The sequence below is a fragment of the Nocardia carnea genome, assembly GCF_029869215.1.
Taxonomy (GTDB): Bacteria; Actinomycetota; Actinomycetes; order Mycobacteriales; family Mycobacteriaceae; genus Nocardia; species Nocardia carnea_B.
Genome location: NZ_JARWPM010000319.1, coordinates 1 through 17,209, shown reverse-complemented (window position 1 = coordinate 17,209; position 17,209 = coordinate 1). Strand labels below are relative to the sequence as shown.

Below are 17,209 nucleotides of genomic sequence, written 5' to 3'. Positions count from 1 at the left end.
CGGGCCGGCGCGGCCGGCCCCGGGCGGGGGGGGCGCCCCGGGGGGGCCCGCGGGGCGGGGGGCGGGGCCCACGATGGGCTGGTGAGTACGACACGCGGGCCGGTGCCGCCCGGCCGGAGCCTTCAGCCGTCCTCGAGCCGGGTGCGCCGATGAACCCGCAGCAGCCCTCGCCGCCCATGCCGGTGTGTGTCCGGCACACCGACCGCCCCACCGGTTTGGCCTGCACTCGCTGCGGCCGCCCGGCCTGCCCGGAATGTCTGCGTCCGGCCTCGGTCGGCCAGCACTGTGTCGACTGTATTCGCGCCGATCAGCGCGGTACGCGGAAGGTACGGGAGGTCTCGGGAGCGGTTGCCGCGCGCACGGCCACCCCGTTCGTCACCTACGTGCTGATCGCGCTCAACGTGGTGGTCTACGCGGTGACTTCCGTACAGGCCCGCAGCCTGACGGGCAATGAGGTCGAGTCGGCGCTGTTCGTCGACTGGGTCATGTTTCCGCCGGCTGTCGCCGGTGGCGAATGGTTCCGGGTGATCGGCTCCGGATTCCTGCACTACGGCCTGATCCATCTGCTGCTGAATATGCTGGCGCTCTACATCGTCGGCCGGGATATCGAGATCGTGCTCGGCCGGGCGCGCTACCTGGCGGTGTATCTGATCTCGTTGCTCGGCGGTTCGGCCGCCGTGATGCTCCTGGCCCAGGAGAACCTGACCGCCGGGGCGTCGGGTGCGGTGTACGGACTGTTCGGCGCGATCACGGTGATCCTCGTCCGGCTGCGGCAGAACCCGAACAGCATGCTGATCCTGATCGGTATCAACGTGTTCATCAGCTTCTCGCTGCCCGGAATCTCGCTGTGGGGGCATCTCGGCGGGCTGGCCGCAGGCACGCTGGCGACGCTGGGCGTTCTGTTCCTGCCGGAATGGTTGCGGGTGAAATCGCCGCAGCGGGCCCGGCGGGTGGGTGTGATCGCACTCGCGGTCGTGGCGGTGGCAGCGCTCGCGGTGATCGGAATAGCGGCTGCGTCCTTACGCTGAGTTGCCGGCCGGGTCTCGGGCCATCGCGCACCGCGGCGGGTAGTAGCCGGTCCCCGGTGCCGATGTTTTACGTGAAACATCAGAGCCCGAGATCAGCCGGACGAGCAGGCTCAGCGGGCCGATTCGCCGTGCAGCCGCAGCTCGGAACGCAGGGTCTCGTAGACCTCTTCCGGGCTGGTACCCAGATCCCACCGGCCGAAGATGAGCAGCCGCTCGGTACCGAGATGATCGACGTCGATTTCCAGCATGGGCGTTTTGCGGCCGAGCCGGCGATAACCCACGACCCGCGCCCGCAGGATCTGATCGCGGGTGTACTCGGTGACGCCGGTGAGGCCGCGCAGCACGAGCAGCGGTCGCTCGCCGGGGATCACCGATAGCCGCGGTCGTTGACGGACCCCGAGTGCGGCCAGGGCCAGCATGGCCAGTGCCGCGACGCCGAGGAGTAATGTGCCCGCCGCCTCGGCGGTCACCACGGCGGCCACCGCGAGAATCACGCCCCCGACCGCCACCGCGATCAGCGCGGGCAGCGGCGTCGTCCAGGCGAGGCGTGGCGATGTGCTCTCGGGCTGCACGCGGTGTTCCCCCAATCCGTCTCGAGAGTTATCCACAGGCTTATCCACAGGTGTGCATTAATTACACCCGTGTAATCCCCTGGTCAGCGCCAGCGCATGGTCATGATCAGGCCGATCACCATCAGCCCGAATCCGATGAGGAAGTTCCAGGCGTTGAGATCGCTCATCCAGCTGATCTGATCGGCCGCGAGGTAGTAGACCAGCAGCCATACCAGCCCGGCCAGCATGAAGCCGAGCATGATGGTGACGTACCAGACGGGCGACGGACCCGCTGCCTTCACCTTCACCGGCGTACGGCTGGCGGGGTTGATCGTGTAATCGGTCTTCTTGCGGACCTTCGACTTGGGCATGATGTCCTCGTGTTCAGCGTGCAGGTCGTGTTCCAAGGCTATCCCACCAGGTGATCAGGGGGGATGCCCCAGTACCCGGCCGGGGTTCCCGGTGGTCGGAACTGTGCCCGGCGGTTGCGGCACGTACTCTTTGTGCATGCGAGTTCTGGTCGTCGACAATTACGACAGCTTCGTGTTCAACCTGGTCCAGTACCTGGGCCAGCTCGGCGTCGAGGCGGTCGTCTGGCGCAACGACGATCCCGAACTCGCCGATACCGATGCCGTCGCCCGCGATTTCGACGGGATTCTGATCAGCCCCGGCCCGGGTACGCCGGAACGTGCCGGTAAGAGCATCGACCTCGTGCGCTCCTGCGCCGAACAGTCCACCCCGCTCCTCGGTGTCTGCCTCGGCCATCAGGCGATCGGGGCGGCCTTCGGGGCGACGGTGACCCGGGCACCTGAACTGCTGCACGGTAAGACGAGTTCGGTTTTTCATATCGGCGTGGGTGTCCTGGCCGGGCTGCCCGACCCGTTCACCGCGACCCGGTACCACTCGCTCACCGTGGTGGAGAACACGCTGCCGGCCGGGTTCGACGTCATCGGCCGCACCGAAAGCGGCATCGTCATGGCGCTACGGCACCACGAACTGCCGATCCACGGTGTGCAGTTCCATCCGGAATCAGTGCTGACCCAGGGCGGTCACCGGATGCTGGCCAACTGGCTGGAAATCTGTGGTGAGCGGCCCGCCGAGGGGCTGGTCGAAATGCTCGAGGCCGAGGTCGCCGGGCTCACCGTCCAGTAAGCGGGCCGCGCCGCCGTTCGCCGGAACGGAAGCGGTTCGGTCCCGCTGCACCGGCGGACCCAGCGCCCCACGATGTCGAAGGGCGCGCGGCCGTCGATAGCGGCGGCGGGGAAGACCGTTTCGCACCAGCTGTCGTTCGGGCCCAGACCGGACCGGATCCGGTCGGGGCCCGAACGACTGTTTCGTCAGGGCGGTCCGAGCGGAAGGACACCGGTGTTGACGGTGACCGTGGTGGAGGAAGGCACCGTGGTTCCGGCCGACGGCTGCTGGCTCAGCACCTTGCCCGCCTGATCGGAGTTCAGGGTGATCTGGGTGATCTGGCGGACCTGGTTCACGCTGCCCTGCCAGCCGCTCTCCCGCAGGGTATCCACCACTTCCGCGGCACTGAGGCCGACCAGATTGGGCATCGAGATCCGGTCGCTCTGCGCGACCTGCACCGTGATGGTGGATCCCTTGTCGGCGTTCGATCCACCGGCCGGGCTGGTGGAAAGCACCTCGCCGCGCGGTCGAGCGGACTGGACCTCACGGATTTCGATCTTGAATCCGGCGCCCTCGAGGTTCGGCTGGGCCCGGTCGATCAACTGGCCGACCACATCGGGCACGAACACCTGCTCGGGGCCGGAGCCGACGGTCAGCGTCACCTGGCTGCCCGCGTCGATCTCGATTCCCGGCGAGGGCTCCTGGGCGATGACCTTGTCCTTCTCCTCGGGCTTGGACGGCCCGCGCTTCGCCTCCGGGTGCACCTGCAGCCCGACCCGGTTGAGTTCCTGTGCGGCTTCCTGCTGGCTCAGGCCGGTGAGCTGCGGTACCGGCACCTGCTGCGGGCCGGTGGACACCTGCATCGTGATCGTGCTGCCCTCGTCGGCACGCGAACCACCCAGCGGCTGGGTGGAAATGACGCGGCCGGCGGTGATCCGTCCGTCGGGCTTCTCCTGGATGGCGACGTCGAAGCCGAGCGCCTCCAGTTTCTGTTCGCCTTCGCTGGTGGTGAGGTTCGACAGATCCGGCACCGCCACCTGATCGGGCCGGGCACCCGGACCGATCAGCATCCAGAACAACCCGAAGGCCACGACCACCGCGGCCACGACTCCGGCGGCGATATAGGCCATCCGCCGGTTGCCGCGGTGCCCGTCGTCGTAGTCGTCGAGATCGTCGTCGTCGAGCCGGTGCTGACCGCGAGCCGGCGGCTGGGCCGGACCGAGCATGGTGGTGCGGTCCTCGTCGGTCATCACCATGGGCGCGCCGGGTTTCTGGCCCCCCAGCACCCGGATCAGGTCCGCGCGCATCTCCGCCGCGCTCTGATACCGGTTCGCCGGGTTCTTGGCCATGGCCTCGAGCACCACCGAATCGAGCTCGCGCGGCACCCCCTCGTACACGAGCGAGGGCAGTCGCGGGTCCTCGCGAACATGCTGATAAGCCACGGCGACCGGCGAATCACCGGTGAAGGGCGGCTCGCCGGTGAGGATCTCGAACAGGACGCAGCCCACCGAGTACACATCCGAGCGGGCGTCCACGGTTTCCCCGCGGGCCTGCTCCGGGGAGAGGTACTGGGCGGTGCCGATCACCGCGGCGGTCGCCGTCATCGGGTTAGCGGCGTCGGCGATCGCGCGCGCGATCCCGAAATCCATCACCTTCACCGCGCCGGCCCGGTTGATCATGATGTTGGCGGGCTTCATATCGCGGTGCACGATGCCGGCGTTATGGCTGAAATCCAGAGCGGCGCAGACGTCGGCGATCACTTCCATCGCCCGCCGCGGCGGCAGCGGGCCCTCGTTGCGCACGATATCGCGCAACGTATCGCCGTCGACGTACTCCATCACGATGAACGGCAGGGGACCGCCGTCGACCTCGGCCTCCCCCGTGTCGTAGACCGCCACGATCGCGGGATGGTTCAGAGCCGCGGCATTCTGCGCCTCACGCTTGAAGCGCAGATAGAACGTGGGGTCGCGGGCCAGATCGGCGCGCAGCACCTTGATCGCGACATCACGGTTGAGCCGCAGATCGCGGGCCCGGTGCACCTCCGACATACCGCCGAATCCGATGATCTCGCCCAGCTCGTAGCGAGAGGAGAGATTCTTCGGCGTCGTCATGGCTGTCCTTGATGGTGGCTCGGCCGGTCGAAGGGGGAGCTGCTGTCTTCGCGGGTGATCTCGGGGAAGTCGGGCAGGTCGATCTCCGGAACGGGAAGGCTCCGGGTGGTGGTCGTCGCCTCGCTACCCGTCGATTCGGTGGTGGTCGGCGCCGTGGTGGTCTCCGACGTGGTGGTCGGCGCCTGCGTGGTGGTCGTGGACGTGGGCGGCTGCGTGGTGGTGGTGGTCGCCGGCGGCTGGGTCGGCGTGTTCTCCTCGGTGGGAGTCCACACCGGCGGTTCGGTCACCTCGTAGGTCGTGGTCACCGGGGGCGGCAGCTGCCGGGTTGTCGGGGAGGTCGAGGTGACTCCCGGCGTGGTGCTCTCCGGGTTGGTATCGCCGCCGAAGAGCAACCAGAGCACCGCACCACCGAGCAGTAGCGCGCCGATGCCCAGCGCGATCATCCACTTCTGGTTCTTGCCGAGTCCGCCACCGCCACCGCCGTCGCGGTAATCGGCGGGAGCGGCCTCGTGCGCGCCGTGATGGTCCATTACCGTCGTCGCGCCCGTCATCGCGGCCGCCGGGGTGGTGTAGCGCACGGTGGCGGGATCGTCGTAGCCGGGCTGAGGCGCCGCGATCACGCTGGTGGGCCCGGCTGCGGCCAGATTACGGGGCGGTGGCGGGCGGCGGCCGGAACGTACGGCCGCCACGGCCTCGGCGAATTCACCGCCGTCGGCATAACGGTGGCTCGGATCCTTGGCCAGTGTCACCTCGACGAGTTCACGCACGTTCGGGGGCAGATCCGCCGGCATGGGCGGCGGTACCTCACGCACATGCTTCATCGCGACGGTGAGGGCACCGTCACCGGTGAACGGGCGCTGTCCGGCGAGGGCCTCGTAGCCGACCACGCCGAGCGAATAGACGTCGCTGGCCGCCGTGGCATCCTCGCCGACCGCCTGTTCGGGCGCGATGTACTGGGCGGTGCCCATCACCATCCCGGTTTTGGTGACCGGGGAGGCGTCGACCGCCTTGGCGATACCGAAATCGGTGATCTTCACTTGACCAGTGGGCGTGACCAGGATATTTCCTGGTTTCACATCGCGGTGCACCACACCGGCCAGATGCGCGACCTGCAGCGCCCGACCGGTCTGTTCCAGCAGATCCAGACCCTGCACGACCGATAACCGGCCGAGCCGGTTCAGCACGGTGTTGAGCGGTTCGCCCTGTACCAGTTCCATCACCAGGTAGGCGGTCTCGCCACCCTGGGGATCGTAGGTTTCGCCGTAGTCGTAGATCCCGGCGATACCGGGGTGGTTGAGCTGCGCGGTGGTCTTGGCCTCGGTGCGGAAGCGGTGCCGGAAGGTCGGATCGGCCGAGAACTCCGATTTGAGCACCTTCACCGCCACCCGGCGGTCGAGCCGGGTGTCCAGGGCTTCCCAGACCTGACCCATCCCACCGGTGGCGATCAGGCGCTGCAGCCGGTAGCGGTCCGCGATCATCGCGCCGTTTGTCAGCATCGGGTTCCCCGCAGATTCACTCGCATATCCATCTCGTTCAGCGACCTCGCAGACCTGCGTCCAGTACCGCCCGGGCAACCGGCGCGGCGACCGACCCACCGGTTGCCGCCAGCGCGCGGTCGCCGCCGTTCTCCACGATGACCGCGATGGCGATCTTCGGGTTCTCGGCCGGCGCGAACGCTATGTACCAGGCGTGCGGTGGGGTATTACGTGGATCGGAGCCGTGTTCGGCGGTACCGGTCTTGGACGCGATCCGATAGGCCGATCCGCCGCTACCCGCGGTGTTCTCTTCCGAGGCGACCATCAGGTCGGTCAGGGTAGACGCTACATCGGCGCTCACGGCCTGCCCGACCGACACCGGTTCGGTAGTGGCCAGCTCGCTGAGGTCGGGATTCTGCAGCTGGTCGACCAGATACGGTTCCATCCGCACGCCGCCGTTGGCCACGGTAGCCGCGATTACCGCATTGTCGAGTGGGGTGAGTGCCACGTCACGCTGGCCGATACTGCTCTGCGCGAGCGCCGCATCGTCCGGGATATTGCCGATGGTGCTCTCCGCCACCTGCATCGGGATACCGCGATGCGGGCCGATACCGAACGCGGCCGCCTCGTCCTCGAGTGCCGCCGCGCCCACATCGACGCCGAGTTCGACGAACGCGGTGTTGCAGGACCGGCGGAACGCTTCGTAGAGAGTGGCCGTGGCGCCGGAGCCGCAATTGGTGCCGTTGTAGTTCTCCAGCGTGGTGCTCGTACCGGGCAGGGTGATGTTCGGCGCCGCGGTGAACTGGGTCTGCGGGTTGGCGACGCCGTTGGACAGTGCGGCCGCGGTGACCACCACTTTGAAGGTGGACCCCGGCGGGTAGGTCTGCGAGATCGCCCGGTTGAGCATCGGCTGGTTCTCGTCGGCGCTGAGGGTTTCCCACGCCTCGGTGCCCTGCGCGCCGTCGTGACCCGACAGCTGGTTGGGGTCGTAGCTCGGGGTGGACACCATGGTGAGGATCTTGCCCGTACTGGGTTCGATCGCGACCACCGATCCGGTGTAGCCCTTGCTGGTGAGTTCGTTGTAGGCGACCTGCTGCATCACCGGGTCGATCGTGGTGACCACGTTGCCGCCGCGGGGGTCGCGGCCGGAAACCAGGTCGACGAGCCGGCTGCCGAACAGCTGGGCATCCGAGCCGTTGAGTACGGGGTCTTCGGCGCGTTCGAGTCCGGTGCTGCCGTACTGCATGGAATAGAAACCGGTGACCGGGGCGAAAGCCGCCGGGTCGGTGGGGTAGACGCGCAGGTACTTGTACCGGTCGTCGGTGGCGACGGAGCTGGCCAGCACTGTGCCGCCCGCGGAGATCTGGCCGCGCTGGCGGGAGTATTCGTCGAGCAGAACCCGGGAGTTGCGGGGGTCGGCACGGTAGTCGTCGGCTTTGATGACCTGGATATAGGTGGCATTGAGCAGCAGCGCCACGATCATCGCCATCACCGCCATGGCGACCCGGCGTAGCGGTGTGTTCATCGCTGCTGACCCCCTTGCCGTCGTGACACCATCACCGTTTGCGCTTCTGCCAGCGGCGCGGGCGCCGGTTCCCGGCGCCGGGGCGGGGCCGGTGCACGGGCCGCGTCGGAGATCTTGATCAGCAGGGCCAGCAGGATGTAGTTCGCCAGCAGGGAAGAACCGCCGTAGGAGACGAACGGCGTGGTGAGACCGGTGAGCGGGATCAACTTCGTCACACCGCCCACGACCACGAAGATCTGGATGGCGAGGGTGAACGCCAGCCCGGCCGCGAGCAGCTTGCCGAAGCTGTCGCGGATCGCCAGCGCGGTGCGCATACCGCGCAGGATCAGGATGAGGAAAAGAATCAGGACGGCGGTCAGGCCGATGAGGCCGAGCTCTTCGCCGATGGTGGTGACGACGAAGTCGGTTTTCGCGAACGGCACCTGTTGCGGGCGCCCGCTGCCCAGTCCGGTACCCGCCAGCCCGCCTGTGGCGAGCCCGAACAGCGACTGCACGATCTGGTAGCCGGTGTTGTTGTAATCGTCGAAGGGATGCAGCCAGGTTTCGACGCGCACCCGCACGTGCCCGAAGAGCTGGTAGGCGAAAACGAAGCCGAGGGCCAGCAGGCCGCCGCCGATCAGCAGCCAGCCCACTCGCTCGGTGGCGATATACAGCATCACCAGCACGGTGCCGAAGATCAGCAGCGAGGTCCCGAGATCCTTTTCGAAGACCAGCACGCCGATGCAGACGATCCAGACCGCCAGGATCGGGCCCATATCGCGGGCGCGGGGGAATTCCATACCGAGGAAATGCCGGCCGGCCGCGGTGAAGAGTTCGCGCTTGGAGACGAGCACCGAGGCGAAGAAGATGATCAGCAGGATTTTGGCGAACTCACCGGGCTGCAGGCTCAGGCCGGGCAGCCGGATCCAGATCTTGGCGCCGTTGACCTCCGACAGCGAACTGGGCAGCAGCGCCGGTATCGCCAGCGCGACCAACCCCACCAGACCGAGCGTGTAGGCGTACTTGGCCAATGTCCGGTAATCGCGCAACAGGAGCAGCAGGGCCACGAACAGCACGATTCCCAGGGCTGTCCACAGGATCTGCTGGTTGGCGTCGGGCGAGGGCATATCCCAGGAGTTGTAGGCGGCGGTCTCCTGATCGGCCAGATCCAGCCGGTGGATGAGCACCAGCCCGATTCCGTTCAGCAGCGCCACGATCGGCAGCAGCAGCGGATCGGCGTACGGCGCGAACCGCCGGACGGCCAGGTGCGCGACCGCGAACAGGCCCAGATAGGCCAGCCCGTACTTCGCGATATCCCAGGTCAGCGACTGTTCCTGATTGGCTTCCACCAGAAACAGTGCGGCGGTGGTGATGAAGGCCGCGAAGCCGAGCAGCAGAAGTTCGGTATTGCGCCGCGCGGTCGGTGGCTGCGCTGCAGCGAACCCGCCCGGGGGACTCGGAAAAGCCCCGGCGGACGGTGGTGCCGGTGCGGACATCAGTCCGTCACCCGGCAGTTCTCCCCCGGCGTCTGGGGCACAGCGGTGGTGGTCGGCGCCGGCGTGGTGGTGGTCGGCGGGGCCGGTGGTGCCGGGTTCTCACCGTTGGCAGGGGGCGCCTGGGTCGCGGGGGCCGGCGGAGCGGCCTCGGTGGGGGTCGGCGCGGCCGGCGGAGCCGGAGTGGGGGTCGTGGTGACGCCCGGCTGGGCGGCGGACCCGTTCTTCTTGCACACCGGCAGCAGTTCGCGATCGGCCAGCACGCGCATCTGCTCGCGGGCCTTGTCCAGGGTGCCCGGGGGCAGACCGCGTTCGACCTGTTCGCGCCCGGTCTGCAGGAGATCGCTGACCTTCAGGGGTGCGCAGCCCGCCGGCAGCGGCGCGCCGCTCTCGGCGAGCGTCAGCTCACCCTTGGCGGTGACGCAGCCGACCAGGTTCACCTCGTGGATGGAGTAGCCGAGGATCGAGCCCGGCAGTCCCTGCATGACCACGACACTGTCGTTGTCCGCGCCCACGTAATAGTTGGACCGGATCATCTTGTACCCGACGACCAGCCCGATGACCACCGCGAACACCAGCGCGACCGCGAGCAGCAGCCAGCGCAGCTTATGGGACTTCTTCGGCGGTGGTTCGGGCTCGTTGGCGGTACGCCGCGGCGCGGCGGCCGGGGGACGCATGGCGGCGGCCCGGCCCGCCGCGGTGTTCGGCGGCGGGTTGTCCTCGGCCTCACCGGAGGCGGCGCCGGCGACGATCGGATGGCTCTGGCCGTAGTCGAGGTCGATGACATCGGCGACGACGACCGTGACATTGTCCGGGCCGCCGCTGCGCAGCGCCAGTTCGATGAGCCGGTCGGCGCATTCGTCGGTGCTGCCCTCGCGCATGGTGTTGGCGATGGTCTCATCGCTCACCACATCGGAGAGGCCGTCCGAACACAGCAGGTAGCGGTCACCGGCGCGGGCCTCACGCATCACCAGCGTGGGCTCGATCTCGTTACCCGTGAGCGCGCGCATGATCAGCGAACGCTGCGGATGGGTATGGGCCTGTTCCGGGGTGATCCGGCCCTCGTCGACCAGCGACTGGACGAAGGTGTCGTCGCGGGTGATCTGGGCCAGTTCACCGTCGCGCAGCAGGTACGCCCGGGAATCGCCGATATGGACCATGCCGAGCTTCTTGCCCGCGAACAGGATGGCGGTGAGCGTGGTGCCCATACCGTCGAGTTCGGGTTCTTCCTCGACCTGTTCGGCGATCGCGGAATTACCGGCATGGGTGGCCCGGTTGAGTTTGCCCAGCAGGTCTTCGCCGGGTTCGTCGTCGTCCAGATGCGCCAGCGCGGCGATCATCAGCTGGGACGCGACCTCCCCGGCGGCGTGCCCGCCCATACCGTCGGCGAGTGCCAGTAGCCGGGCACCCGCGTAGACGGAATCTTCGTTGTTGGCGCGGACCAGGCCGCGGTCGCTGCGCGCTGCGTAGCGGAGAACAAGTGTCACGATCGGAGCTCGATCACTGTCTTGCCGACCCGGACAGGAGTGCCGAGCGGAACGCGGACTGCGGTGGTGACTTTGGCACGATCGAGGTAGGTACCGTTGGTCGAGCCGAGGTCTTCGACGTACCAGTCGTCACCGCGTAGGGACAGGCGGGCATGTCGGGTGGAGGCGTAATCGTCGGTGAGCACCAGCGTCGAATCGTCCGCACGGCCGATCAATACCGGCTGGGTACCCAGTGTGATGCGGGTACCGGCAAGAGAACCTTGAGTCACCACAAGATATTTGGCGCCCTTCTGGCCTCGGCGCATCGACGGCAGCACCGTGGAACCACGCGGTCCCCGAGTCTGCTGCCGGATGCCGGAGGCCGCGTAGATATCACTGCGGAGGGTGCGCAGGATTGCCCAGACGAACAGCCACAACAGCAGGAGGAACCCGGCACGGGTCAACTGCAGAACCAGTCCCTGCACGGCGCTCCACCTCCTAATCGACCGTGTGCCGGTGCCGTCGGCGTGGTGACCCACCCCTGTGGCCGTGCTCGTCCCGGCGGCCCGCGTTCGCGGTGCCGCATACGTGTCGGCACATCATAGGACCGTCGGACGAGACCGATCACGATTGGACCGCCCTATTATGCGAGAGCCGTCTCGTGATCCGCACGGCGAGCCTACGGCATCAGACAATACGGATAAGGATCTCGGAATGCCCGGCGCGGATCACATCCCCGTCGGCGAGCTGCCAGTCCTGCACCGGTGAGCCGTTGACGAGGGTTCCGTTGGTGGAGCCGAGGTCGGAGAGCATCGCGGTCTGGCCGTCCCAGCGCACCTCGATATGGCGGCGGGAGACACCGGTATCCGGCAGCCGGAAATGAGCATCCTGGCCGCGGCCGATGATATTGCTGCCCTCGCGGAGCTGGTAGGTGCGACCACTGCCGTCGTCCAGCGCGAGGGTCGCGGAGAATCCGGGCCCGGCCGTCGGCGCGTATCCGCCCTGGGCGCCGTAGCCCGCCGGCGGGGGGGCCTGCTGATATCCCGCTGCGCCTTGCTGTGCGTAGCCCTGCTGGTCGTACCCCTGGTCGTAGCCCGGCTGCTGCGCATAACCCTGCTGGTCGTAACCCTGGTCGTAGCCGGGCTGTGCGTAGCCCTGCTGGTCGTAACCGGGCTGCTGCGCATAACCCTGCTGGTCGTACCCCTGGTCGTAACCCGGCTGCTGGGCGTAGCCCTGGTCATAACCCGGTTGTGCGTAACCCTGCTGGTCGTAGCCCGGCTGCTGGGCGTATCCGCCTTGGTCGTAACCCTGGTCGTAGCCGGGCTGTGCGTAACCCTGCTGGTCGTAACCGGGCTGCTGCGCGTACCCGCCCTGGTCGTAGCCCGGCTGACCGGCGTAGCCCTGCTGGTCGTAGGCGGCGCCGCCCTGCTGGTAGTCGTAGCCGTTCTGATAATCGGGAGCGCCGTTGTACTGCGCGCCGGGACCGTAGTCCTCGGGGTACGCGCCGTTCTGCGGCCCGCGTCCCACGGGTCCGGGAGCGTACCCGCGATTGCGTGGATCGGACTCCGCGTGCTCACGGCTCGGGTCGTAGCCAGAGTTCTGCGTCATGGGGCCAGCTCCTGGTTGCGGGTTAGCGGGTCGTTGTAGCGGTTCCGGGCGGTGAGCCGAGGCAGCTCCACGGCCGGCATCGGGGTCGACGCGGCCGCTCGTCCTGAACATTCCGGTGTGCAGCGTAGGGGATGCCTCGAAGACCACGTGCACTTCGCCGTAGGTCTGCCATCCTTGTTCCCGGATGTAATCCTGGAGATGTTTGGCGAAAGCGCGGGTAGTGAGGTCGTGATCGGCGTCGAGCTGCCGGTGGTCCGACGAGTTGATGGTGATCACATAACTGTTGGGTGCGAGCAGATGCCCGCCGCCGAGCTCTTGGACGTTGTCGGCGGCCTCACGCTGCAGCGCGGCCTCGACCTCCTGCGGAACTACGTTCCCGCCGAAGACCCGGGCGAAGACGTCACCGACGGCGCCCTGGAGGCGGCGCTCGAATCTCGAGACGATCCCCATATGGGCCCTCCCTTCGGTGAGTCTCTCCTCATTCATTACGACGACACGCGTATACGGCGTGTCGTACTACGAGCACGTTCCCTGCATGATATCCGCGATCGGCTATACCTGTAACTACCGCGGCGGTGACGGAGTTCCCAAAGCCGCCGGCCCGGCCTCCGTGCCCTGGTCACAGCGTTGCCGTCGGCCGCTGTGACCAGGTGATTTCGCCTCGCGGTCACCTCCGTGATACTGTCTCATCCGTCGCTCGGGCGAGTGGCGGAATGGCAGACGCGCTGGCTTCAGGTGCCAGTGTCCTTCGGGACGTGGGGGTTCAAGTCCCCCTTCGCCCACTGGGATGAAGCCGCGGATTCGGTCGGATCCGCGGCTTCCTTCGTTTCAGGGTGCAGATACGGTTACGGGTCCGATCGCGCCGCGGACCGCTGGAGTTCGTCGCGTGGTGTCCGGCTGCCGGCACAGTGCCGTGCGGAACCGGTGGCGCCCGCCTGTTTCGTGGTCTGTTGTCAGGGCGGAAGATCTTGGAATGCGCCGGATGAACACGCCGTATGCGCGAGTGAGACGAAGGTCACACAATTGATTTCCGGTAGCGACGGTACTGCTGAGGGTGCCCTATCTTGTGGCCCGAAGTGACCCAGTTCACGTCCTGGTACCACCCTGGTTAACCGCGCGCGAGTACATCTCCGGGTCGTATTCGGGGGCGTCGGCAGGTTTGAGGCGTGGAAACCGACTCGGGGTTTCTTTTGGCCGCCGAGGCGCTCCGGCGGCGGTGTTAACCCTTCGCGAATGTGCTGGTCGGTGGCAAATCGGGGGAGTTAACGACGGTTCGGGCCGCGGTGCCCGCGAGCCATCGGGCGATTGTGTGTAAGCCTGGTTACGGATATGCCCCTGACCAGTAAAAACCAAATGTACTTGCAAATGAAAGGACTGCTGCAAGTCTGCGGAGGTCTGCTGGAAGTTAGCTGACCGAGGTCGGTCAGGGAGGTTTCTGGTTGTTTGCTGGCTCCGAGGTTATACCTGTGACCTGTTCCGCAGCGGGTTGCGTAGGCATAACGATTGTGTAGAGTCGACGGTAACGCTGGCCGCAGCTAGAGCGGCGACTCGCTGCGGCCAGCGGAATTCAATCGGGGGATTCTCACAGGTCATCGAATTCACGTTGCTGTCACCTCATCGGATGATGTCCGCTGCGGTGTGCTCGCCGTTGTCTACGTGTGCGCGCGGCGGGTGTCCGTAGTGGCCGCTATGGGAGCGGGGACGTGTTCGGCTTTCGCCCGGCGGCCGGCGGCGAAGATGTAGGTGAGAAACAGCGCTTCGGCGAGCAGTCCGCAGCCGATTCGCGCCGGAGTGGGCAACGTGCTGGGTGTGACGAAACCTTCGAGCAGGCCCGCTACCAGCAGCGTCGGGACGAGGCCCAGGGCGATCGCCGCGGCGCGGCGCCCCTGGCGGGCCACCGCCTCGGCGCGACTGCGCGGACCCGGGTCGATCAGTGTCCAGCCCAATTTGAGCCCGGCGCCGCCGGCAATGAAAATCGCTGTCAGCTCCAGCATTCCGTGCGGCAGCAGGAAGCCGAACAGCGAATCGAGCCGGCCCGCATCGGCCATGAGTCCCGCTGTTATGCCGATATTCAGGGCATTCATGAACAACAGGTAGAGCACCGGCAGGATCAGCACACCGAGGAACAGGGCCAGTGCGGAGACCCAGGCATTGTTGGTCCAGACCATTGCGGCGAAAGCGTCGTTAGGATGCTCGGTGTAATAGGTCTCGAAGGCACCGCCCGGAGCGGTGAGGGACCGGGTGTCCTCTTGCAGCCCAAGGGTTCTCCGCGCCGAAGGGTCGGCGGAAAGCCAGAACGTGAAACCCGCGACGACACCGAGGAAGACCACCGCGACACCGAGCCACCACCCGAGCGCGTCGTAGACCGCCCCGGGGAACCGGTGGGTGCAGAACCGGCGGATCTCGGTCCAGGTGTCGGGCGAACTGCCGACGATACGGCCCCGGGCCCGGGCGAGTAGTGCGCTCAAACCGGCCACGAGTTCCGGTTCGGGAGTGTGCGTCTGCAAGCGCGCCAATTGCTGGGATGTCCGCCGATACAGCAGCACCAGCTCGTCGGCCTCCGCACCGGTCAGCTTGCGCCGGCCGGTCAGCGCATCCAGCCGGGCCCACGCCTGGCGATGCCGCGCGCTGTAAGCGTCCACATCCATCGGCTCACCTCCCACTCCGCCCGGCCCGCCGCCGGCTCCGGCGTGGGTGCGGATCCGGCCGCCGCCCTCGGGGATCTCCACACCGGGCGGCGCACCTCCGCGTCCGGCGACACCGGGTTCGCACCGGGCCGCCGTGGAAGAATGCTATGCGATATGGCTGCCTTCACGACGGGGGAAGCGGTGGCGCTCGAGTTGCCGGTCGCCCGGATCCCGACCCGCGCCGCGGCGTTCGTGCTCGACCTGATCATTCAGGCCGTGCTCGGGATCTTTCTGCTCACCGTGGTGATGATGGTGCTCCGTGGCGACGACAGCAGCCCGTGGTTCACCACCCTGTCCCTGGTCTCGCTGGTCGCCGTGCTGGTCGGCTATCCGGTGATCTGGGAGACCGTTCTGCGCGGTGCGACGCCGGGCAAGCTGGCGCTCGGCTTGCGGGTGGTGCGGTCCGATGGCGGTCCCATCGATTTCCGCCATGCGCTCACTCGTGGCTTGACGGGCGCGATCGTGGATTTCTGGATTCTGGGCCTCTTCGGACTGATCGCGGTCGCCACCTCGATATGCTCGCCCCACGCTCGCCGGGCCGGGGATGTCCTGGCGGGGACGGTGGTCGTACATATCCAGCAGCGGCTGTCCCTGCCGGCCCTGGCGATACCGCCGGCCTGGCTCACCGGCTGGTCGGCCGAACTCGATCTGACCGGGATGCCCGAGGAACTCGCCCTCGCGGTGCGTCAGTACCTGACCCGGATCAATACGCTCACCCCGGCCGCTCAGCACGAGATCGGGCAGGCACTGGTCGCGGCGGTATGCAGCCGGCTGCGGGTGGCGGCTCCCGCGGGTTATCCGCCGGTGCAGATACTCGGCAGTGTGATCGCCGAACGCCAGCGCCGTTCGCTACCCACCCGTCCGGCTCCGCCCATGCTGTTTCCCTCGCCAAAGGTGCCGCAACTGCGCTGAAATACGGTCCGGCGGATGCCGCGCAGGTCCACCGCCCGGAGGTGCCGCCGACCGTTGCGGTACGACGGATCGGCGGCATACGGCGTGGACCGGTGCGCCGTGCGGCATCCGCGCACGCCGGCAGGCGGGCCTGCGGCGCCTGTTGCGCGGCCTGGTCGGCAGTGCGATCAGTAGCCTGGTCCCGGTGCGTTGATCCGGGCGCGACCCTTACGTGCGGCGGCAGACCTGCGGACCACGCGCTCGCGCAGACCGTCGCCCAGGCCCGCCGCCGGAACGGTTCACAGGGCGCCGGATTGTTTGAGTTCGAGGTATTCGTCGGCCAGCGCGGCGGGGAGGTCGGGCGCGGGGGCGGCGATCACGGCGATACCCCTGCGGCGCAGCGATTCCTGTAGTACCGCCTGTTCGGCGATCCGGGATTCGGCGGCCGCGGCCCGGTACAGCGCGGGTGAACCGGTGCGGTCGGCGGCCGCGGCGGCGATTTCCGGATCGGTGACCGAGACGATCAGGACCCGATGGCGGTCGGCCAGCACCGGGAGCACCGGCAGCAGGTTCTCGGTCACCGCCGCGCTGTCGAGGCTGGTGAACCAGACGATGAGGCTGCGCCGCCGGGCCCGCCGGATCGCGGCGCGGACCAGGCCCTCGGCATCGGTGTCCAGCAGCGCCGGGGTGACCCCGGCGAGGGCGTGCATAATCCTCGCCGAGGTACCGCGCCCGGTGCCGGCGCGCACCTCGGCGCGTTCCGTGCGGTCGTAGGCGAGCAGGCCGACCAGATCGCCGCCCGCCGCCGCCAGGCTGCCCAGCAACAGGGCCGCCTCGATGGCGCTGTCGAGGCGGGTGCCGGCCCCGACGCGGGCCGCGCTGCTCCGGCCGGTATCCAGCAGCATCAGCAGCTGCCGGTTGCGCTCGGGGCGCCAGGTACGGACGAGGACGTCGGTGGCCCGGGCAGTGGCCCGCCAATCGATCGTGCGGATATCGTCGCCCGGCACATATTCGCGGAAGGAATCGAATTCGGTGCCCTGGCCGCGTAGATCCGCGAGGTTGCGTCCTTCCAGATGATGTAGTCGCTTGACCTTGCCCGCCAGTAACCGCTCGCTGCGGAAGGGCGGTAGTGCGCGGACCCGGGCGGGTACCGCCCGGCGGAACTGGTGGCCTGCCAGGCCGAGCGGGCCGAACAGGCGCACGGTCACCGGACCGGGGGGGGGGGGGGGGGGGGGGGGGGGGGGGGGGGGGGGGGGGGGGGGAA

The 17,209-nt window shown here is 67.8% G+C and carries 14 protein-coding genes and 1 tRNA gene; 4 read left to right on the top strand and 11 right to left on the bottom strand.

From position 1 onward, the window contains the following. Positions 1-149: 149 nt before the first annotated feature. Positions 150-1,028 (top strand): rhomboid family intramembrane serine protease, encoded by an 879-nt coding sequence (locus tag QH276_RS22475; RefSeq protein WP_280400636.1) that lies wholly within the window; start codon positions 150-152, stop codon positions 1,026-1,028. 110 nt (positions 1,029-1,138) lie between these two features. Here the strand turns inward: QH276_RS22475 and QH276_RS22470 are convergent, their stop codons facing one another. After that, positions 1,139-1,600 (bottom strand): PH domain-containing protein, encoded by a 462-nt coding sequence (locus QH276_RS22470; protein ID WP_280400638.1) that lies wholly within the window; start codon positions 1,598-1,600, stop codon positions 1,139-1,141. A gap of 83 nt (positions 1,601-1,683) precedes the next feature. Then, positions 1,684-1,950, bottom strand: coding sequence for a cell division protein CrgA (crgA, locus tag QH276_RS22465; protein ID WP_280397305.1), 267 nt, complete (start codon positions 1,948-1,950; stop codon positions 1,684-1,686). 136 nt (positions 1,951-2,086) lie between these two features. Between crgA and QH276_RS22460 the strand changes: the two genes are divergently transcribed. Further along, on the top strand, positions 2,087-2,731 hold the full coding sequence (locus QH276_RS22460) for an aminodeoxychorismate/anthranilate synthase component II (protein WP_280397304.1): 645 nt from the start codon (positions 2,087-2,089) through the stop codon (positions 2,729-2,731). Positions 2,732-2,916: 185 nt separating this feature from the next. Here the strand turns inward: QH276_RS22460 and pknB are convergent, their stop codons facing one another. The 7 genes from pknB to QH276_RS22425 form a co-directional block, all read right to left on the bottom strand. Beyond that, the gene (gene pknB / locus QH276_RS22455) at positions 2,917-4,821 is read right to left on the bottom strand and encodes a Stk1 family PASTA domain-containing Ser/Thr kinase (RefSeq protein ID WP_280397303.1); all 1,905 of its coding nucleotides are present in this window, start codon (positions 4,819-4,821) and stop codon (positions 2,917-2,919) included. Further along, positions 4,818-6,317 carry a serine/threonine-protein kinase gene (locus tag QH276_RS22450; RefSeq protein WP_280397302.1) on the bottom strand — a complete coding sequence of 500 codons (1,500 nt, stop codon included), beginning with the start codon at positions 6,315-6,317 and terminating at the stop codon, positions 4,818-4,820. Before QH276_RS22450 ends, pknB begins: the two co-directional genes overlap by 4 nt. 37 nt (positions 6,318-6,354) lie before the next feature. Continuing rightward, positions 6,355-7,821, bottom strand: coding sequence for a peptidoglycan D,D-transpeptidase FtsI family protein (locus tag QH276_RS22445; RefSeq protein ID WP_280397301.1), 1,467 nt, complete (start codon positions 7,819-7,821; stop codon positions 6,355-6,357). Next, positions 7,818-9,296, bottom strand: coding sequence for an FtsW/RodA/SpoVE family cell cycle protein (locus QH276_RS22440; RefSeq protein ID WP_280397300.1), 1,479 nt, complete (start codon positions 9,294-9,296; stop codon positions 7,818-7,820). The genes QH276_RS22445 and QH276_RS22440 overlap by 4 nt, the downstream gene beginning before the upstream one ends. Beyond that, positions 9,296-10,780 (bottom strand): PP2C family protein-serine/threonine phosphatase, encoded by a 1,485-nt coding sequence (locus QH276_RS22435; protein ID WP_280397299.1) that lies wholly within the window; start codon positions 10,778-10,780, stop codon positions 9,296-9,298. Before QH276_RS22435 ends, QH276_RS22440 begins: the two co-directional genes overlap by 1 nt. Next, positions 10,777-11,244, bottom strand: a complete 468-nt coding sequence (locus QH276_RS22430) for an FHA domain-containing protein FhaB/FipA (RefSeq protein ID WP_280397298.1) — start codon at positions 11,242-11,244, stop codon at positions 10,777-10,779. Before QH276_RS22430 ends, QH276_RS22435 begins: the two co-directional genes overlap by 4 nt. 202 nt (positions 11,245-11,446) lie before the next feature. After that, positions 11,447-12,817 (bottom strand): DUF3662 and FHA domain-containing protein, encoded by a 1,371-nt coding sequence (locus tag QH276_RS22425; RefSeq protein WP_280397297.1) that lies wholly within the window; start codon positions 12,815-12,817, stop codon positions 11,447-11,449. A 249-nt stretch (positions 12,818-13,066) separates the two neighbouring features. Here QH276_RS22425 and QH276_RS22420 point away from each other — a divergent pair. Then, positions 13,067-13,149, top strand: a tRNA-Leu gene (locus QH276_RS22420). 870 nt (positions 13,150-14,019) lie between these two features. Here the strand turns inward: QH276_RS22420 and QH276_RS22415 are convergent. Further along, positions 14,020-15,096, bottom strand: coding sequence for a stage II sporulation protein M (locus QH276_RS22415; protein ID WP_280406890.1), 1,077 nt, complete (start codon positions 15,094-15,096; stop codon positions 14,020-14,022). Positions 15,097-15,168: 72 nt separating this feature from the next. On the opposite strand from QH276_RS22415, the gene QH276_RS22410 reads away from it, so the two are divergent. Next, on the top strand, positions 15,169-15,966 hold the full coding sequence (locus QH276_RS22410) for an RDD family protein (RefSeq protein WP_280397295.1): 798 nt from the start codon (positions 15,169-15,171) through the stop codon (positions 15,964-15,966). Between the two features lie 278 nt (positions 15,967-16,244). On the opposite strand, the gene QH276_RS22405 is transcribed toward QH276_RS22410, so the two are convergent. Beyond that, positions 16,245-17,153, bottom strand: coding sequence for a DUF58 domain-containing protein (locus QH276_RS22405; RefSeq protein ID WP_280397294.1), 909 nt, complete (start codon positions 17,151-17,153; stop codon positions 16,245-16,247). Positions 17,154-17,209: the final 56 nt, after the last annotated feature.

What these genes read in the sequence shown, in the direction of transcription:
- QH276_RS22475 (WP_280400636.1), top strand. Translation starts at nt 150, where the DNA reads ATGAACCCGCAGCAGCCCTCGCCGCCCATGCCGGTGTGTGTCCGGCAC.
- crgA (WP_280397305.1), bottom strand. Translation starts at nt 1,950, where the DNA reads ATGCCCAAGTCGAAGGTCCGCAAGAAGACCGATTACACGATCAACCCC.
- QH276_RS22460 (WP_280397304.1), top strand. Translation starts at nt 2,087, where the DNA reads ATGCGAGTTCTGGTCGTCGACAATTACGACAGCTTCGTGTTCAACCTG.
- pknB (WP_280397303.1), bottom strand. Translation starts at nt 4,821, where the DNA reads ATGACGACGCCGAAGAATCTCTCCTCTCGCTACGAGCTGGGCGAGATC.
- QH276_RS22450 (WP_280397302.1), bottom strand. Translation starts at nt 6,317, where the DNA reads ATGCTGACAAACGGCGCGATGATCGCGGACCGCTACCGGCTGCAGCGC.
- QH276_RS22445 (WP_280397301.1), bottom strand. Translation starts at nt 7,821, where the DNA reads ATGAACACACCGCTACGCCGGGTCGCCATGGCGGTGATGGCGATGATC.
- QH276_RS22440 (WP_280397300.1), bottom strand. Translation starts at nt 9,296, where the DNA reads ATGTCCGCACCGGCACCACCGTCCGCCGGGGCTTTTCCGAGTCCCCCG.
- QH276_RS22425 (WP_280397297.1), bottom strand. Translation starts at nt 12,817, where the DNA reads ATGGGGATCGTCTCGAGATTCGAGCGCCGCCTCCAGGGCGCCGTCGGT.
- QH276_RS22410 (WP_280397295.1), top strand. Translation starts at nt 15,169, where the DNA reads ATGGCTGCCTTCACGACGGGGGAAGCGGTGGCGCTCGAGTTGCCGGTC.